The organism is Rhodococcus jostii RHA1 (assembly GCF_000014565.1).
GTDB lineage: Bacteria > Actinomycetota > Actinomycetes > Mycobacteriales > Mycobacteriaceae > Rhodococcus_F > Rhodococcus_F jostii_A.
Genome location: NC_008268.1, coordinates 4,043,115 through 4,059,635 on the forward strand (window position 1 = coordinate 4,043,115; position 16,521 = coordinate 4,059,635).

The following is a 16,521-nucleotide window of genomic DNA, read 5'->3' on the forward strand; positions in this document are numbered from 1 at the left end:
ATGTGCCCCCGGTTGCCACGGCCGCCGGGGGCTTTCGCGTTCGGTGGCCGGCATTGGGCCGCAGTGCAACTGTGACGCCCGCCACGCGGATTCTGCCGAACCTAGACGTGCGGTGCCGAACTGAGACGTCGCCACCCTCCGCCCGGTCATAGCGTCACGTTCCATCAGTGACCACAGACACGACAGGAGAGTGGAATGTCCGATCTCAACGCCGCGCTCGGCAAGGTTCTCGACAGCGTGACCGAGGAAGGTGCGCCGAGGGTGCCCGGAGTGGTGGCGATGGTGACCGATCGCGACCGCACGGTGTTCGAGGGCGCCGCCGGGGTGCGGTCCCTGGCCGACGGCGAGCCGATGACCGCCGACACCGTGTTCGCGATCTTCTCCACCACCAAGGCGATCACCGGGACCACCGTGCTGCAGTGCGTCGAAGAGGGTCTGCTCGACCTCGACGCGCCCGCCCGCGAATACGTTACGGAACTCGGTGACATTCAGGTCATCGAGGGATTCGACGCCCACGGCGATCCGGTGCTGAGGGCACCGAAGCGGGACATCACCACGCGGATGCTGTTGTTGCACACCGCCGGATTCGGATACGACTTCTTCGACGAGACCTACAACCGGTTGGGGGTGGAGCACGACCAGCCCGGCGTGATCACCGCGACCCGGGCGTCGCTGACCACGCCGTTGCTCTTCGATCCGGGCGAGAAGTGGCAGTACGGGACGAACATCGACTGGGCCGGCCAGGTGGTCGAGGCGATCCGCGGCAAGCGGCTCGGCGAGGTGATGGCCGAGCGGGTGTTCGCGCCCCTCGGCATGCACGACACAGCTTTCACCCTGACCGGATCGATGGCGGCCCGGCGCGCGACCATTCACCAGCGGGAGGAGGACGGCCGGCTCACTCCCTTGGATCTGGTGCTGCCGCAGGCTCCCGAGATCGACATGGGCGGGCACGGCCTCTACTCCACGGTGGGCGACTACCTGAAGTTCCTGCGGATGTGGCTGAACGACGGAGACGCCCCCGGTGGCCGAGTGCTGCGGGCCGACACCGTGCAGGCCGCCGTGTGCAACGGCCTCGAGGGACAAGAGGTCGGGATGCTGCCTGCCGTGATACCCGCCCTCACCAACGACGCCGAATTCTTTCCCGGACAGCGTAAGTCGTGGGCGTACACGTTCATGGTGAACGAAGAGGACGCACCCACCGGCCGGCCCCGGGGGTCGCTCGGGTGGGCCGGGCTCGCCAACTCGTACTACTGGATCGATCGTCGCAACGGAATCGCCGGGTACTGGGCCACCCAGGTCCTGCCGTTCGCCGATCCCGTGTCGTTCGGCGGCTACCTGGACTTCGAGACGGCGGCGTACCGTCACGCCACTCTGGGCTCACCCGTCTAGGTCGGTCTCGAAGCCGGTTTTCCACTGGATGGCCGGTGGCCCTGCCCGGTACGATCGCGGGATTGTCTTCACCGCTGGGAGCCCATGAGGTTCGTGTGTGGGCTCCCGGCAGTTCCCGGGCTGAGAGCAGGTTTCGTCATGGCATGTCGTATCAGTGAGCTCGTGCTCGGTTGCCGCGACCCTGAGCTGCTTTCGCGGTTCTGGTGCGAGGTCCTGGACTTCGTCGTGCTCGATCACGAGGACGACGGGTCGGTGGAGATCGGGCCGCGCGAAGGGTTCGGCGGTCCGCAGCCGACGATCATCCTCAGCCGCAGGGATGAGCCGGAGAAGGGGAAATCCCGGCTGCACATCGACGTCAACGCCACCGACCGCGATCAGGACGCCGAGCTCGAACGCCTACTGAAGCTCGGTGCGCGCCCGGCCGACATCGGCCAGACAGGGCAGGAGCAGTGGCATGTCCTGGCCGACCCCGAAGGCAATGAGTTCTGCCTGCTGAAGGCTCGCCTGGACCCACTCTGATGCTCACCGGTCGGGGTCAGCGCAGGTCGGCGAGCTTACGCCCCAGCACCGTCCGCTCGCGCTCGTTGCCGCACAACCGCACGGCCGCCTCGAATTCGGTGCGTGCCTCGTCGGTGCGTCCCAGGCGGGTGAGCAGTTCGCCGCGAACGCTCGGCAGCAGGTGCGAATTCGACAGCGCCTGGGCGGCCACCAGCTCGTCCACGATCGGCAGCGCCGCGGCCGGTCCCTGGGCCATGGAGACCGCCACCGCCCGGTTGAGGTCGATCACCGGTGACGGCGCGAGCCGACCGAGTGCCTCGTAGATGAGGACGATCCGCTCCCAGTTCGTCGCGTCGACGGACGGCGCGACGGCATGACATTCGGCGATCGCCGCCTGCAGGCCGTAGGCGCCCAGCCCGCGGCCGACCTGCTCCGCGCGGGCGAGGGCGGCGCGTCCCCGGCGGATCGCGGTGCGGTCCCAGCGGCGGCGGTCCTGGTCCTCGAGCAGCACCGGCTCGCCGTCCGCCCCGGTGCGCGCCGGGAACCGCGCCGCGGTCAGTTCGAGCAGCGCCAGCAGACCGTGCACCTCCGGCTCGTCGGGCACCAGCCGAGCCAGCACCCGAGCGAGGCGCTGCGCCTCGCTCGCGAGGTCGAGGCGGATCAGATCGTCACCGGAGCTGGCCGAGGACCCTTCGGTGAAGATCAGGTAGATCACGCTGAGCACCGAGCCGAGTCGCCCGGTCCGCTCAGCGGCGGGCGGCACTTCGAACGGCACCCGGGCCGCCCCGAGGGTCTTCTTCGCCCGGGTGATCCGGGCCTGCACGGTCGCGGTCGGCACGAGGAACACCTTCGCGATCTCGTCGCTCGTCAGACCGCCGACCACCCGCAGGGTGAGCGCGACCCTCGCCTCCCGCGACAGCACGGGGTGGCAGGAGATGAACATCAACGCCAGCATGTCGTCGTCGATCTGGTCCGGATCCCACAGCACGTCCCCGGTGCCCCGGGCCGGATCGGCGGGCCCGCTGCCCGAGACGGCGCCGCCCTCGCTCAGGTCGTGAGCGAGGACGGCGTACCTCTCGTCGAGGGCGGAGCGCCGACGGAACGCGTCGATCGCGCGGCGCCGGCCGACGGTGAGCAACCATCCCGCGGGGTTGTGGGGGATACCGTCGCGTGGCCAGCTCACGAGTGCCTCGGCCAGCGCCTCCTGGGCGAGGTCCTCGGCCAGCGCGAAATCGCCGGTGTACCGCGCGAGCGCACCGACGATCCGTGCCGACTCGATCCGCCAGACGGCGGCGACGGCCTCACGGTTGGTGTGGCCGTCACCCGTCGATCCGCTCAGAGCTGACCGGTCGCTTCGCGCCACGCCCGCTCCTTCTGGATCCACACGTTGTCCTGCGGGAACTCGTCGATCGTCGCGACCCGGCGGATCTCTGCTTTGGAACCGGGACCAGCCATCGGGGCACGCTTGGCCCACTCGACAGCCTCCTCCTTCGACGCGACATTGAGCATCCAGAAGCCGCCGAACAACTCCTTCGTCTCGCCGTAGGGGCCGTCGGTCACGACAGGTGTTTCCGAGGAGTAGTCGACCACCACACCCGATTCGGGGTCGGGGTCCAGACCCTCGGCCGCGAGCAGCACGCCGGCGCGGATCATCTCGTCGTTGAACTTGCCCATCGCTTCCATGATCTCGGTGAAATCAACGTCCTGGGACGCCGCGAAGGTCTCGTCGGTGGCGCGCATGATCAGCATGTACTTCATGGTTCCGTCTCCTTGGATGTCGGGGTCCCTCTTGGACCTTCTCATCCTCAGGTCGAACGGGGAGTGACATGGATCGACACACTCGCCGAAATCTTTTTCGAACCTATCGCGCCCGGCCGGCTCGGCGCCGGTCGGTTTCGGTGGTGCCGCCCCATATTCCGTGGGTTTCGCGGTGTTCGGTTGCGTGTGCTCGGCATTGCCGGGCGACGACGCACCCGTTGCAGATCTGTTTGGCGCGTCGTTCACGCCGGATCCGGGCGCCGCGTCGTTCGCCGTCCGGAGCGAAGAAGGCGGCGGGCTCGGTGGTGCGGCAGTGGGCGCGGTACCGCCATCCCCAGCGTTCGGCTGCGGTGGTGGGTAGGTCGTGAATTGTCGTGTGGTCGATCATCGGGTGTCCCGGGGATTCGGGCGGTGGACGGTGGGTACCGTCCACCGCGGTGGCTGCACCGACTCAGTGCAGGTGGCTGCCGCCGTTGATGTCGACGGTGGTGCCGGTGAGGTACGCGGCGTCCTGCGAGGACAGGAAGGTGATGACGGCGGCGACCTCGGTGGTGGTCGCGACCCGGCCGAGGGGGATGTCGCGGCAGAGTGCGGCTTCCTGTTCGGCGGTGCTGCCCACGCGGATGCTGGTGTCGACCGCACCGGGGGTGACGGCGTTGACGGTGACTCCGCTGTCACCGAGTTCCCGTGCGAGTGACTTGGTGAAACCGAGAACCGCGGCTTTGGCGGACGAGTAGGGCACCTTGCCGAAGACGCCGCCACCCCGCTGGGCGGAAACGGACGACATGTTCACCACACGCCCCCAGCCGTTGTCGATCATGGCCGGCAGGAACGCGCGGGTGACGAGGTAGGTGCCGGTGGCGTTGACCGCCATCACCTTGTTCCACAGTTCCAGCGTGGTCTCGAGGAACGGCACCGGCGAGGTGATGCCGGCGATGTTCGCGAGCGCACCCACAGCGGGGAGGTTGCCGCCGGCGACTTCGGCGGCGACACCGTCGTGCGCCCGCTGGACCGAGTTCTCGTCGGCGACGTCGATGTCGTGACCGAAGGCCGGTACCCCGAACTCGTTGCCGATCTCGGCGGCGACCTTCGCGGACTTCTCCCCGTCGAGGTCGAGAACGACGATCGCCCAGCCCTCTTCGGCGTAGCGGCGGGCGGTGGCGAGACCGATCCCGCGCTCGGAGGTGGCGCCGGTGATGACGGCGGTGCGCTGAATGGACGACATGATCGCTCCTCGTGTTGCTGGAATCGCGCGTCCCGTCCGATGCGGTGGAGAACAGGGAGGTCGACGGCGCGGTAGGTGACTGCCACCACAGTAAGCCGATCAACTGTTAACAGTCAACCGTCGGCGGGTAACGGTTGACATATCGACGTGGCTCGGATCACACTGTTGGAACCGCACTGTTGACAGTCAACAAATCGGCGGCAATCGTAGAAACCGGCAGCTCGAAGAGGAGTCCCCATGAGTACCGAAACACTCAGGATGCGAGGTCCTGTCCATGGCACCAAGGACGCGAAGCGCGTAGCAATCGGCTCCTCGGTGGGTGCCGTCATCGAAACGTACGACTTCATCGGCTTCGGCACGGCCGCCGCGCTGTACTTCGGTACCGCCTTCTTCCCGGGCGCCGACCCGGTCACCGGAACACTCGCCGCGTTCGCGACGCTGGGTGTCGGCTTTGCGGCGCGCCCGCTCGGCGGGGTGCTCGGCGGACATCTCGGAGACAAGCTGGGCCGCAAGCCCGTGCTGGTGGCGTCGCTGATCGCGATGGGTCTCGCGACCTTCGCGATCGGCCTGCTGCCCACCTATTCGCAGGTGGGGCTCATCGCGCCGGTGCTGCTGGTCCTCGTCCGCGTCGTCCAGGGCCTCGCGTTCGGCGCCGAGTGGGGCGGTGCGATCCTGATGAGCTACGAGCACGCCCCCTGGAAGTCCAAGGGCAAGTTCACCGGCATCGTGCAGGCCGGCTTCCCCGTCGGACTGCTGCTGGCGAATCTGGTGTTCCTGTTCAGCGTGCACCTCGGCGGCGACTGGGCCTGGCGGGTGCCGTTCCTCGCCAGCATCGTCCTGGTGATGGTCGGCCTGGTCATCAGGTCGAAGGTGCCCGAGTCCCCAGTCTTCGAGGACGTCAAGAACGAGGGCGACATCGTCAAGTCCCCGGTACTCGAATCCATCAAATACGACTGGCGAAACATTCTGCGCGGCATCGGCCTTCGAGTCGCCGAGACGGCCGGTTACGCGGTGTCGATCACCTACATGATCTCCTACCTGCACAACCAGGGTCTCGCCGGGAAGTCCGAAACCCTTGTCGCCCTCTGCATCGCGTCCGCAATCGGCATCTTCGCCACCGTCGCCTGGGCCCGACTCACCGACCGTATCGGACGACGCCCCCTCTACATCGCGTCCTGCGCCTTCGCGGCACTGTTCGGAATCCCGATGTTCCTTCTGGTCAACACCGGCCTGTTCATCCTGGTCATCGCCACCATCGTGATCGCCTACGCGGTCTGCCAGAATTCGATGGCGGGAGCGCAGGGTGCGTGGTTCCCCGAACTCTTCGACGCCTCACGCCGCGCCTCGGGAGCGTCCCTCGCCTATCAGATCTCGGCGATGGTCTCCGGCTTCACGCCCTTCGTCACCACATTGCTGTTCGTCTCCTTCGGCTGGTGGGGGCCGGCGCTGCTGTTCAGCACGTACGCCCTGATCGGACTGTGGGCGGCGTTGATCACCAGGGAGACCTGGGGACCCACCGAACGGCGCCTCGCCGCCGAGGCTGCGGCGCGCGCCGATTCCAAAAGCGTCGACGCGCCGACGTCCACCGGCACCACGCCCACGATCCGCAAGGAAAAGGAACTCCTGTGACCACCACAACCGCCACCACCGCGGCCGAAGACACGACCAGTGACGCGTCGCGCATCGCGAACGTCGAACAGTTCGCCTACCGCATGCGGCACAACGTCCTCGACATGGGTGAGGAACAGGGCCAGGGATACGTCGGGCAGGCGCTCGGAGCCGCCGACATCTTCGCCACCGTCTACGCCGACCAACTACGTTACCGCGCAGACGATCCCGCATGGGAGGGCCGAGACCGGTTCCTTCTGTCCACCGGCCACTACGCCATCGGCCACTACGCCGCGCTCGCCGAGGCCGGAATCATCCCCCGCAGCGAACTGGAAACCTACGGCTCCGACGACTCCCGGCTCCCGATGTCGGCGATGTCCACGTACACCCCCGGCATGGAAATTTCCGGCGGCTCCCTCGGCCACGGTCTCACCATCGCGGTCGGGATGGCACTCGGGCTGCGTCACCAGCATTCCACCGCCCGTGTCTTCAACTTCCTCTCCGACGGCGAACTCGACGAGGGTTCGACGTGGGAGGCGGCCATGGGCGCCCATCACCACCGGCTCGGCAATCTCACCGCGATGGTCGACATCAACGCCCTCCAAGCCGACGGTGCGACCTCGACGGTGCTGAGCACCGAACCCGTGCACGACAAGTGGGCGGCCTGCGGGTGGCACGTCGAACGCGTCGACGGCAACGACGTCACCGCACTGGTGCGCGCGTTCGACAGCGCCGCCGCCGAATCCGACGGCAAGCCGTCGATCATCCTCTGCGACACCCGCGTCGGGAAGGGCGTGCCCCTGCTCGAGACCCGGGAGAAGGCGCACTTCATGCGCATCGACGAACACGAGTGGCAGATCTGCCGCGACCAGCTCACCGCCGGCTTCGACCACAAGGACGCCTGACATGACCACCGCCAGCAAGCCCAAGCTCAAGACGTCGGCCATGATCGCGTCGTTCGTCGACGAGGGGCAGAAGACGACGTCCGCACCGTTCGGACACGCCCTGGTGAAGGCCGCCCGGGAGAACGACAAGATCGTCGGCCTGTCCGCCGACCTCGCCAAGTACACCGACATGCACATCTTCGCGCAGGAGTTCCCCGACCGGTTCTTCCAGATGGGGATGGCCGAACAGCTGCTGCTCGGAGCCGCCGCCGGGATGGCCGAGACCGGCCTGGTGCCGTTCGCGTCCACGTATTCGGTGTTCGCTGCGCGCCGCGCCTACGACTTCCTGTGCCTCGACATCGCCGAACCGAACCTCAACGTCAACATCATCGGTGGGCTCCCCGGACTGACCACCGGCTACGGGCCCAGCCATCAGGCCACCGAGGACATGGCCATCTTCCGGGGCATCCCCAACCTCACCATCGTCGACCCGTGCGACTCGATCGACATCGAACAGGCCGTCCCGCAGCTCGCCGCCTCCGACGGTCCCACCTACCTGCGGCTGCTGCGGGGGAAGGTCGCGACCGTGCTCGACGAGTACGACTACACGTTCGAACTGGGCAAGGCCAAGGTGCTCCGTGGCGGCAACGACGTCGTGTTCGTCACCAGTGGCCTGATGACGATGCGCGCGCTGCAGGCCGCCGACCGACTCGCCGCGCACAACGTCGACGTCGCGGTCGTCCACACGCCGACGATCAAACCGTTCGACGCCGAGACCGTCCTCGCGGAGGTGAACACCGACCGACTGGTGGTCACCCTGGAGAACCACACCGTGATCGGCGGTCTCTTCGAGACGGTGGCCGCCGCCGTCGTCACGGCCGGGCTCGGCAAGCGGATCGTGCCGATCGCTCTCCCCGACCAGTTCCTCGACGCCGGTGCCCTGCCCACCCTGCACGAGCGGTACGGCCTGAGCACGGACCGGATCGTCGCCAAGGTTCTGGGCGAACTGGCATGACCAGCGCGTACGGCCCACGCCGCAGCCCGGGCGGCGCGGGCCGTACGATGGCTGTCAACAGATTGCTGTCAACAGACCGCTGTCGACTGTTGATCGCTGACCCCACGGAGGCACCCATGGCCGGACAACCCGCCGCACTGCTCGGGCTGGAGAAGACCAGCCTCCGTCAGCAAGCCGTCGCCGCCCTGCGGGTCGCGATCACCAGCGGGGAGCTGGCGCCGAGCAGCCCGCTCGTGGAGACCGAACTGTCCGAGATGCTGCAGATCAGCCGCGGCACGCTCCGCGAGGCGATGCGGCAACTCCAGCAGGAGGGGTTGATCTCCGCCGGCGCGCGGGGCCGGCTGTACGTCCGGCACCTCGATTCCAAGGAGATCCGCGACATCTTCGCCGTCCGCGCCGCACTCGAGGCGCTGGCCGTCCGGGAACTCGCCGGCCTGGCCGACCGCACCACCGTCATCGCGGAACTGCGCGCCGCCCTCGACGTCATGGACACCGCCGTCCTCGAAGCCCGCATCGAGGCCGACCTGAACTTTCACCGCACCATGTGCTCCCTGACCGGTAACGACACACTCCTGCACTCGTGGATCTCCCTCGAAGGATCGATCCGGATGTCGATCATGTTCGCCGGCCTCGACCGCGCCGTCGGCAACATGGACGTCGGCCGCCACAGCGCCATCGTCGACGCCATCGAAACCGGCGACGCCGACGAAGCGGCCAAAGCGATTCAGACGCACATGGACTGGGCCTCAGCGAATCTGGTGTCCTGACCCAGGTGAGTGGGAAAGAGTGCGGGCACACGCTTTGCCGGTCACGTACCCGGGACAGGCCGCCGTGTCACCCGCCGACGACACACGCGGGCTCGGTGGCGTCGAGTGTGGTCCATGCCCGTCGGCGGGCGTCGATCGGTGTGCCGGCGAGGATGCGGGCGCGGCGGTGCCCGGGTTCGAGCAGCACTGTCGCGAGGGTGGCCCAGCGCTGACCGAAGACGGCGTCCGGGGCGGGGACGCAGCACAGCTGGGGCTGCCCCGGATCGGAATACAGGTACTCGACGAGGTGATCGGCGACGGCCGGCTCGGCGTACCGCTGCTGCCGTGAGGCGATCAGACCGTAGCGGTCCTGCGAGTCCGGCTCGTACAGACCGGTCTTCTCGCGGGCGGCGTTGGCCGGGTCGAGGAAGTGGTTGGTGTGCGTCAGGAATCCGCGGCTCGGGCGGAGCGTCGCGACGCCGACGGGGCTGACCTCGGCACAAGCGACGGTGTCCGGGTCGAGCAGGGTCAATGCGCCCGAGGTGGCGATCGGTGCCGAGCGCAGCAGTTCGAGGGCTTCGTCGACGGTTCCGGCTTCACCGAGGACCGCCGCCGACAGGACGTGCACGGGCACCCCGGCCGGTGCGTCGTCGCGGTGGCCGAGGATGTTGAAGAAGATTCCGAGACCCGCGCTGTTCATGCCGATCTTGCCGAGGATGCCGTGCTCGGTCAGCCCCACGTAACTGTGGCGGGTTCCGCGCACCTGATGGGTGTGCCAGTACGGGTCCAATTCCTCGTGCCAGTCCCAGGTCTGGACGCCGAACGGCGCCGACGGACGATCCGCGGGTGCGTAGGCGATGGTGGAGCACTCGCCGGGACGGGCCGCGGTTGCCTGCGACAGGATCTCCGTCCGGCCGCTGAGCGCCATCACGTGCCAGGGCTCGAGCCCGGCGCCGGCCGCGATGCCTTCGATCTCCTCGAGGTACCGGGGGCTCCACGCCGCCAGGACATCCGCGAGGCGGTGCGCGCTGTCGCGGGTGCGGGACTCGGTGACGCCGACCGTGTCGAACAGGCGCAGATACAGTTCCACGGACGCAGGCAGGTCGGTGCGCAGCTGCGTGCCGCGGGCGATGCCGCGTTCGTGCGGCCGGGTGTCGTCGACGCAGACGTGAGGGCGGGCAGTGGTGGATTCGGTCATGATCGTCCTCGTTATCCAGATTGTGTGAATAAAGCTGTGGAGCAATTGATCCGTGAGTCTCTCGGCGCAAACCCTGTCCTTCAGGTCCGGGATAGCCGATCTGGTTTTGTCGGACCGTGTGGCTAGTGTCTGGGTTATGGCGGGGAGGGTGGTGAAGCGGGCGTTCAAGTTTCGCTTCTATCCGTCTGCGGTGCAGGCGGAACAGCTTGCTCGGACGTTCGGGTGCACCCGGTATGTCTACAACCGGGCGTTGGCGGAGCGGTCGCGTGCCTGGTCGCAGGAGCGGCGGCGGGTGACCTATGCGGATACCTCGAAGATGCTCACCGGATGGAAGCGGGATGCCGAGACGGAGTGGTTGGCGGAGCCGTCGAAGGGGCCGTTGCAGGAATCGCTGCGGCAGTTGCAGGGCGCGTTCGAGAGGTTCTGGCGCAAGCAGACCGGCTACCCGCAATTCAAGAAGAAGGGGCGGTCGAAGGATTCGGCGACCTACTACTCGAACTGCTTCATTTTCAGGGATGGGCAGCTCCGGTTGGCCAAGCAGTCCGAACCCCTGGATATTCGGTGGTCGAGGCCGCTGCCGGAGGGGGCCGTGCCGTCGCAGGTGACGGTGTCGCGCAATGCTCGTGGCCAGTACCATGTTTCGATCCTCGTCGAGGACACGATCACCGAACTCGAGCCGGTCGATCGGGTGGTCGGGCTCGATGCCGGGATCACGAGCCTCTACACGCTCTCGACGGGGGAGAAGATCACCAACCCGCGCCACGAGCGCACGGGATCGTGCGCGGTTGGCGAAGGCGCAACGAGCACTCGCCAGGAAGCAGAAGGGATCCCGGAACCGGGCCAAGGCCCGACTGAAGGTCGCGAAGATTCATGGTCGGATCGCCGATCGGGTCGCGATTATCTGCACAAGCTCTCCACTCGACTGGTGCGCGAAAATCAAGTGATCGCCATCGAGGATCTGAGTGTGCGGAACATGGTCAAGAATCGGTCGTTGTCTCGGGTGATCTCGGATGCGGGGTGGTCCGAGTTCCGGTCGATGCTCGAGTACAAGGCCGACTGGTGCGGGCGGCGGGTGGTGGTGATCGATCGGTTCTGTCCGTCGTCGAAGACCTGCTCGGTGTGTGGGGAGGTCGCCTCGGCGATGCCGCTGAACGTGCGGGAGTGGACGTGCCGATGCGGCGTCGTCCACGACCGCGACGTGAACGCGGCAAGGAACATTTTGGCCGTCGGACTGACGGTGGCATCCTGCGGAGACGGTGTGAGACCACCTCGCACATAACGTGCGGGGTGGCGACTGTCGGTGAAACAGGAACCTCGGGACGCGAGTCTCGAGGGGATTCTCGGTCGTTCACGGCCGAGAGGACGTCAACCCACCGCTGTACCAGTAGGGGCTGCTGCTGGTTTCGTCGCCGAGCCCGAGGCCGTCGTAGCGGTTGCGGCGCCACAGGACGTCGGCGACGTAGACGGCCTTCACGGGACCCATCACGGTCACGACGAGCTGCATCATGTTGCTGACGGTGTCGAGGAAGTTGGAGACGAGCAGGGCGTACAGCGTCATGGCGACGCCCATCGAGCCGTCGAGGAGGACGCTGCGCGAGCGGCGCAGGCGCAGGCCGACCGATTGCAGGGCGAGCCCGGAGCTGTAGGCGGTCATCGCGTTGTTGGCGATGGTGCCGACGATGACGGCGAGCAGGAAGATCGGCGTGAACCATGCCGGGAGGATGGTTTCGAGCGCGATCTGCGGGTCGGCCATGTCGAGTCCGGTGCCGGCGAGTGCGCCGAGCGCGGTGAACAGCACGCTGGGGACGAATGCGCCGAGCGCCGTCCACACGGTGACCGAGACCGGTGAGGCGGGCGAAGTCCGCGCTGTTGGTGTAGGACAGCGGGGCCGACGCCACGATCGACACACCCGCGGCCACCGTCGCCCACAGTCCGATTCCGTGGAGTGCCTCCGTCGGCTGGTAGCCCCAGTCGGCGTTGCCGAGGACGTATCCGGCCATCACCACGAAGATCGACGTCAGCACCAGGGCCAGCGGCTGGTAGAGCCGCACGATCGTGGCGTGCCCGTACACGCCGATGGCCAGCGTGACGGTGGCGATCGCCAGGATGACGACGACCTTGACGGGGGTGGTCGCGTCGATCCCGAACCGTTCGACGAGCCGGAAGGCCGTGTACGACGCGGCCGCCCCAGTTCAGCGCCAGGTAGCAGACGCTGATGAACCAGCTGGTCACGAGAATGTTCACCCGGTTGCCGCGGATGCCGAAGATCGCCCGCGTGATCACCTCGCTGGGCGTGCCCGACGCGGGTCCGCTGGCGGCGACGATTCCGGTGAGGATCGAGAACAGGTTGCCGGCCACGATCACCGCCAGCGCCTGCCAGAAGGACAGGCCCATCAGGATCAGTGCGCCGCCGACGACCAGGGCCAGGTAGCTCACGTTGGGCGCCGCCCACACCGCGAACAGGTCCCGGGCGCGGCCGTGCCGTTCGCTGTCGGGGATGAAGTCGATGCCGTGTGTCTCCACCCGCCCGGCGCGATCGGCCCGCGGTGTTTCGCCGGGCGTCACCGCGCGCGGATCTGCTTTTGTCGATGCCATGGGGTCCTCCGGATAGATGAGCACGGATGTGCGGCTGGTGGGCGCAATCGCCGATCTGGCGTGACCTCGGTCACCGTACGGAACCAAATCGATTTGGACAAGAAGCGTGACAGCGAATTTACAAATCGATTTGGTGCAGGTCGGGCTGTTGGTAGCCTGACTGCGTGACGGAGAAGCGATCGCGGCCCACCATCGCCGACGTGGCACGGCACGCGGGGGTGTCGACCACGACGGTGTCGCACACGTTCAGCGGCAAGGGCGTCGTCGCCACCGCGACGCGCGAGCGTGTCCGCTCGGTCGCAAAATCCCTCGGCTACCGACCGGACGTGGTGGCGAGGAGCCTGCGCAGCAACCGTCTCGGCGTGCTCGCCCTCGTGCTCCGGCCACTCGAGACACTGGATTCGTCTCTCCCCGAGGGCGTCGACTACTTCCTGCGGTTCGCGGGTTCGGCGGCCCTGGCCGCGATGGATTTCGGATACGGGCTCATGCTGGTATCCGATCCGACGCGCGACGAGTCCCCGGCCGCCGCCCTCGCCTGCGACGGGTTCCTGATCACGGAACCCGTCACGAACGACCCCCTCATCGAGATGCTCCTCGGGGAGGGTGTGCCGTTCCTGTCCGTCGGCAAGGATCCGGCGAGGGCCGCGTACGACGCCTGGCTCGACACCGACACCGAACTCATGACCGACCGAGTGCTGCAGCACCTCGAGGACGCGGGGGCGACGCGAGTGGCTCTCGTTGCCGGAACCGATCCCAATTCGTGGAACCTGGGCGCCGAGGCCGCCTACCGAGCGTGGGCAGCGACACGCGGTCAGGACGCTCAGGTCGCCATCCGGCCCGAGACCACGGGTGAGGCCGGCGGACGCGACGCCGCGGACGAACTGTTCGACCGGAGCGATCCACCCGACGCGGTGTACTGCCTCACCGGCCGGCACGCGGCGGGGGTGCTCGCGCGGGTCCGGGAACGAGGATTCGACGTCCCCGGCGACGTGCAGATCGTCGGCGGCTCCGACTCGGAGCACACCCGATCCGCCGTTCCCCCCATCACCTCGGTGGACCTGAAGCCCGAACACCTTGCCCGCGTAGCCGTCACACTGCTGGTCAACCGCCTCGACAACTCTGACCGGCCGGTCCCCCCGGGACACCTCCACGGACGCCTCGTCGTGCGGGGCTCCACCCGGTAGTCATGCCGAGGACGGCGAAATGCACGTGCTCGCCGGCGCACCGGTCGGTGATGCGCCGGCGAGCACGTTCGGCCGGATCAGAACAACCAGGGAACCTCGTCGTGACCGAAGTCGTGGAAGTCGCCGAACCGCCCCGAGTAGAACACCAGGCCGGTGCCCTCCCGACAGCGCATGTCGGTGACCTCGCCGTAGAAGACGCGGTGGTCGCCGATGTCGTGGGCGCTGTGGACCCTGCATTCGAGCTGGGCCAGAGCATCTTTGATCAGCGGCAGACCCGAGCGGCTGCGATCGCAGGGCAGGTCGTCGAATCGGGCGCCGCCCCGTGTGGCGAAGCGGCGGGCGAGAGCTTCCTGACGGGAGCCGAGGACGGACACAGCGAACGAGCCCGCGGCTTCCACGGCCTCGGTGGTGCGGGAGCCGTGGGTGAGCGAGACGAGCAGGATCGCCGGGTCCAGGCTGATCGAGGTCAGGGAGCTGATCGTCATGGCACTGGGGCTGCCGTCGCCGTCGTCGGCGCTGACGACGGCGACGCCGGTGGTGAACCGGCCCATGCTTCGTCGCATGTCCGTCGGGGTGGGGGCGTGGAATGCCGGAAGGGTCATCGTGGGCCTACTTACTGTGGTACCGGACTTCGAAGGTGACGACGCCCTCGTCCGTGCTCCAGGGGCCGTGCGGCATGCCGGGCGGCCGGCAGGCGTACATTCCCGCGGTGAACGTCTCGCCGAGGGGCAGGTCGGTGAACGACCCCTCGAGGATGTAGACCTCCTCCCAGAAGTCGTGTTTCTGCACGCCCAATGGTGTCGAGTCGGCGCCGGGTTCGTAGCGCAGGATCCGGGTGGCGACGTTGCCTTCCGGGTCCTTGGCGAGGATGCGTTCGGTGATCTTCGGATCGTCACCCGGACATACCGTCCACTCGACGTCGGTGACCGGGAAGAATTCGAATTCGGGCTTGGCCATGAGGGTTTACTCGCTTTCCGCTTTGTAGCCGTCGGTGAACTGCTGCACTGCCGCGACGGCGCTGTCGTAGTCGTAGTTGCGGTACGTGTATGCGCCCTTCACCACGAAAGGGGCACCGGCGTAGAACATCTCGTACTGCTGGTGTCGTCCGGCGAATTCGGATCCGATGATGTCCCAGGCCAGCTTGAAGAGCTTGACGCGCTCCTCGGACGGCACACCGGGGGACTGGACGTAGTGCTCGATGTCCCGGGACGTCAGCGGACTGGTGAGATCCTTGACGCTCGACGGGAGTTGCAGCACACCGCCGCCGACGAGGTCGCGCAGGATCGCGATCACCCGCGGGTAGATCTCCGACTGCAGGCCCATCGACCCGTACAGCGCCTGCCTGCCCGGCAGCCACATCCCGGCCGAATCCGGCTCGGCGGTGTACTCGGCGGCCAGCACCGCGGAACGGACTCCGCTGACGAGTGCGGCGAGTTCGCCGAGCTTCTCCTGAACGCTGGGGATCTTGTCCACCCCGTTGACCTGCGTGACCCGGCGCGCCACGCCGGCAATGAATTCCAGCTTCGTCGCGAAGCGGATCTGAGCCTGCCAGTTGCCGAGAACGTGGGCCCCGGTCTCGAAGAACTGCCGGCGGACGCCGGTGGTGTCGCGGTCGACGAATACTCGATCCCACGGCACGAGGACGTCGTCGAAGACGAGGAGCGAGTCGGGCTCGTCGTAGCGGCAGGTCAGGGGGTAGTCGAACGAGCTCGTCGCGGCCGGGATGTACGGGCGGCGGACGTACTGCTTGAGACCGGGGGCGTTGGTCGGGACCACGAACCCGACGGCGAAGTCCTTGTCGTCCGGGCCGAGCGGCTTGATGCACGAGACGAAGATTTCGTCCGCGATCGCCCCGCCGGTGGCGAGCATCTGCGAACCACGGATGACCAGACCCTCGGTGGTTTCCTCGACCACGCCGGCCTGCAGGTACTCACCCTCCCAGCCCGACGCCGTCGTCGCGCGTGAGACCTGTGGCGGGATGATCGCGTACGAGACGTAGAGGTTCTCGTCGAGCAACCGCCGGTACAACTCGGACACGTTCGCCCCGAAGTCGTGCCCACCCTCGGCCGCGAACACCTCGGGATGCGCCGCGAACGCGGCGAGGAACGTCCCCACATGGTCGGGGCTACGGCCGATCCAGCCGTGCGTGTGCTTCGCCCACCGCTCGATCGCCTCCCGCCGCTGCGCGAGCTCCTCCCGCGACCGGGGAATCGAGAACACCCGATTGGCCGCGTTCCCGGTTTCGGGTGCGACGTACTGCATGCCGTTGGCCTCGTCCGCGGCCAGATCGAACATCTCGGCAATCGTCCGGGTCACTGGCGCGAAAGCCGGATGGGTGGTGACGTCGTCGATCTTCTCCCCGTCGACGAGCACTACGCGCCCGTCGTTCAGGGAGGCCAGGTAGTCGGCTCCGGTGCGCAT

Annotated in this window: 17 protein-coding genes and 1 pseudogene; 8 read left to right on the top strand and 10 right to left on the bottom strand. The window is 67.5% G+C overall.

All coding sequences use genetic code 11. From position 1 onward, the window contains the following. Positions 1 to 195: 195 nt before the first annotated feature. Positions 196 to 1,389 (top strand): methyl acetate hydrolase AcmB, encoded by a 1,194-nt coding sequence (gene acmB, locus RHA1_RS18605; protein ID WP_011596389.1) that lies wholly within the window; start codon positions 196 to 198, stop codon positions 1,387 to 1,389. Positions 1,390 to 1,527: 138 nt separating this feature from the next. Further along, positions 1,528 to 1,908 carry a VOC family protein gene (locus RHA1_RS18610; protein WP_029539722.1) on the top strand — a complete coding sequence of 127 codons (381 nt, stop codon included), beginning with the start codon at positions 1,528 to 1,530 and terminating at the stop codon, positions 1,906 to 1,908. 16 nt (positions 1,909 to 1,924) lie between these two features. Here RHA1_RS18610 and RHA1_RS18615 read toward each other — a convergent pair whose 3' ends face one another. The 4 genes from RHA1_RS18615 to RHA1_RS18630 form a co-directional block, all read right to left on the bottom strand. Further along, positions 1,925 to 3,250 carry an RNA polymerase sigma factor gene (locus RHA1_RS18615; protein WP_007296237.1) on the bottom strand — a complete coding sequence of 442 codons (1,326 nt, stop codon included), beginning with the start codon at positions 3,248 to 3,250 and terminating at the stop codon, positions 1,925 to 1,927. Then, a complete protein-coding gene (locus RHA1_RS18620) occupies positions 3,223 to 3,645 on the bottom strand; it encodes a YciI family protein (RefSeq protein ID WP_007296236.1) in 423 nt (140 codons plus the stop codon). The genes RHA1_RS18615 and RHA1_RS18620 overlap by 28 nt, the downstream gene beginning before the upstream one ends. 103 nt (positions 3,646 to 3,748) lie before the next feature. After that, positions 3,749 to 4,078, bottom strand: a complete 330-nt coding sequence (locus RHA1_RS18625; protein ID WP_007296235.1) for a WhiB family transcriptional regulator — start codon at positions 4,076 to 4,078, stop codon at positions 3,749 to 3,751. Positions 4,079 to 4,096: 18 nt separating this feature from the next. After that, a complete protein-coding gene (locus RHA1_RS18630) occupies positions 4,097 to 4,870 on the bottom strand; it encodes an SDR family NAD(P)-dependent oxidoreductase (protein ID WP_009476932.1) in 774 nt (257 codons plus the stop codon). 237 nt (positions 4,871 to 5,107) lie between these two features. Here RHA1_RS18630 and RHA1_RS18635 point away from each other — a divergent pair, with 237 nt between their 5' ends. The 4 genes from RHA1_RS18635 to RHA1_RS18650 all read left to right on the top strand — a co-directional run bounded on the left by RHA1_RS18635 (position 5,108) and on the right by RHA1_RS18650 (position 9,144). Beyond that, on the top strand, positions 5,108 to 6,499 hold the full coding sequence (locus tag RHA1_RS18635; RefSeq protein WP_007296233.1) for an MFS transporter: 1,392 nt from the start codon (positions 5,108 to 5,110) through the stop codon (positions 6,497 to 6,499). After that, complete coding sequence (locus RHA1_RS18640; RefSeq protein WP_041811688.1) at positions 6,496 to 7,383, top strand: transketolase; 888 nt, start codon at positions 6,496 to 6,498, stop codon at positions 7,381 to 7,383. The genes RHA1_RS18635 and RHA1_RS18640 overlap by 4 nt, the downstream gene beginning before the upstream one ends. A gap of 1 nt (position 7,384) precedes the next feature. Further along, entirely contained in the window at positions 7,385 to 8,377 is a 993-nt protein-coding gene (locus RHA1_RS18645; protein WP_007296231.1) for a transketolase family protein, read from the top strand. Positions 8,378 to 8,493: 116 nt separating this feature from the next. Next, positions 8,494 to 9,144, top strand: a complete 651-nt coding sequence (locus RHA1_RS18650) for a GntR family transcriptional regulator (protein ID WP_005237856.1) — start codon at positions 8,494 to 8,496, stop codon at positions 9,142 to 9,144. A gap of 67 nt (positions 9,145 to 9,211) precedes the next feature. Here the strand turns inward: RHA1_RS18650 and RHA1_RS18655 are convergent, their stop codons facing one another. Then, on the bottom strand, positions 9,212 to 10,321 hold the full coding sequence (locus RHA1_RS18655; protein ID WP_011596393.1) for a C45 family autoproteolytic acyltransferase/hydrolase: 1,110 nt from the start codon (positions 10,319 to 10,321) through the stop codon (positions 9,212 to 9,214). 136 nt (positions 10,322 to 10,457) lie between these two features. On the opposite strand from RHA1_RS18655, the gene RHA1_RS18660 reads away from it, so the two are divergent. Next, positions 10,458 to 11,600: an RNA-guided endonuclease InsQ/TnpB family protein gene (locus RHA1_RS18660; protein ID WP_237726926.1), complete on the top strand. Its 1,143-nt coding sequence runs from the start codon at positions 10,458 to 10,460 to the stop codon at positions 11,598 to 11,600. Between the two features lie 69 nt (positions 11,601 to 11,669). Here the strand turns inward: RHA1_RS18660 and RHA1_RS51935 are convergent, their stop codons facing one another. Beyond that, complete coding sequence (locus RHA1_RS51935) at positions 11,670 to 12,152, bottom strand: cytosine permease (RefSeq protein WP_237726927.1); 483 nt, start codon at positions 12,150 to 12,152, stop codon at positions 11,670 to 11,672. A 419-nt stretch (positions 12,153 to 12,571) separates the two neighbouring features. Then, positions 12,572 to 12,916: pseudogene (locus tag RHA1_RS51940) on the bottom strand (cytosine permease); the annotation flags it as partial. Positions 12,917 to 13,080: 164 nt separating this feature from the next. On the opposite strand from RHA1_RS51940, the gene RHA1_RS18675 reads away from it, so the two are divergent. Next, entirely contained in the window at positions 13,081 to 14,100 is a 1,020-nt protein-coding gene (locus RHA1_RS18675; RefSeq protein WP_011596397.1) for a LacI family DNA-binding transcriptional regulator, read from the top strand. A 77-nt stretch (positions 14,101 to 14,177) separates the two neighbouring features. Here RHA1_RS18675 and RHA1_RS18680 read toward each other — a convergent pair whose 3' ends face one another. From RHA1_RS18680 to RHA1_RS18690, 3 genes are read right to left on the bottom strand one after another with little or no spacing between them, the layout of a single operon-like run. After that, the gene (locus tag RHA1_RS18680) at positions 14,178 to 14,702 is read right to left on the bottom strand and encodes a flavin reductase family protein (protein WP_011596398.1); all 525 of its coding nucleotides are present in this window, start codon (positions 14,700 to 14,702) and stop codon (positions 14,178 to 14,180) included. Positions 14,703 to 14,709: 7 nt separating this feature from the next. Then, positions 14,710 to 15,057, bottom strand: a complete 348-nt coding sequence (locus RHA1_RS18685; protein WP_011596399.1) for a cupin domain-containing protein — start codon at positions 15,055 to 15,057, stop codon at positions 14,710 to 14,712. A 6-nt stretch (positions 15,058 to 15,063) separates the two neighbouring features. Next, a complete protein-coding gene (locus tag RHA1_RS18690) occupies positions 15,064 to 16,521 on the bottom strand; it encodes a pyrrole-2-carboxylate monooxygenase subunit (RefSeq protein ID WP_011596400.1) in 1,458 nt (485 codons plus the stop codon).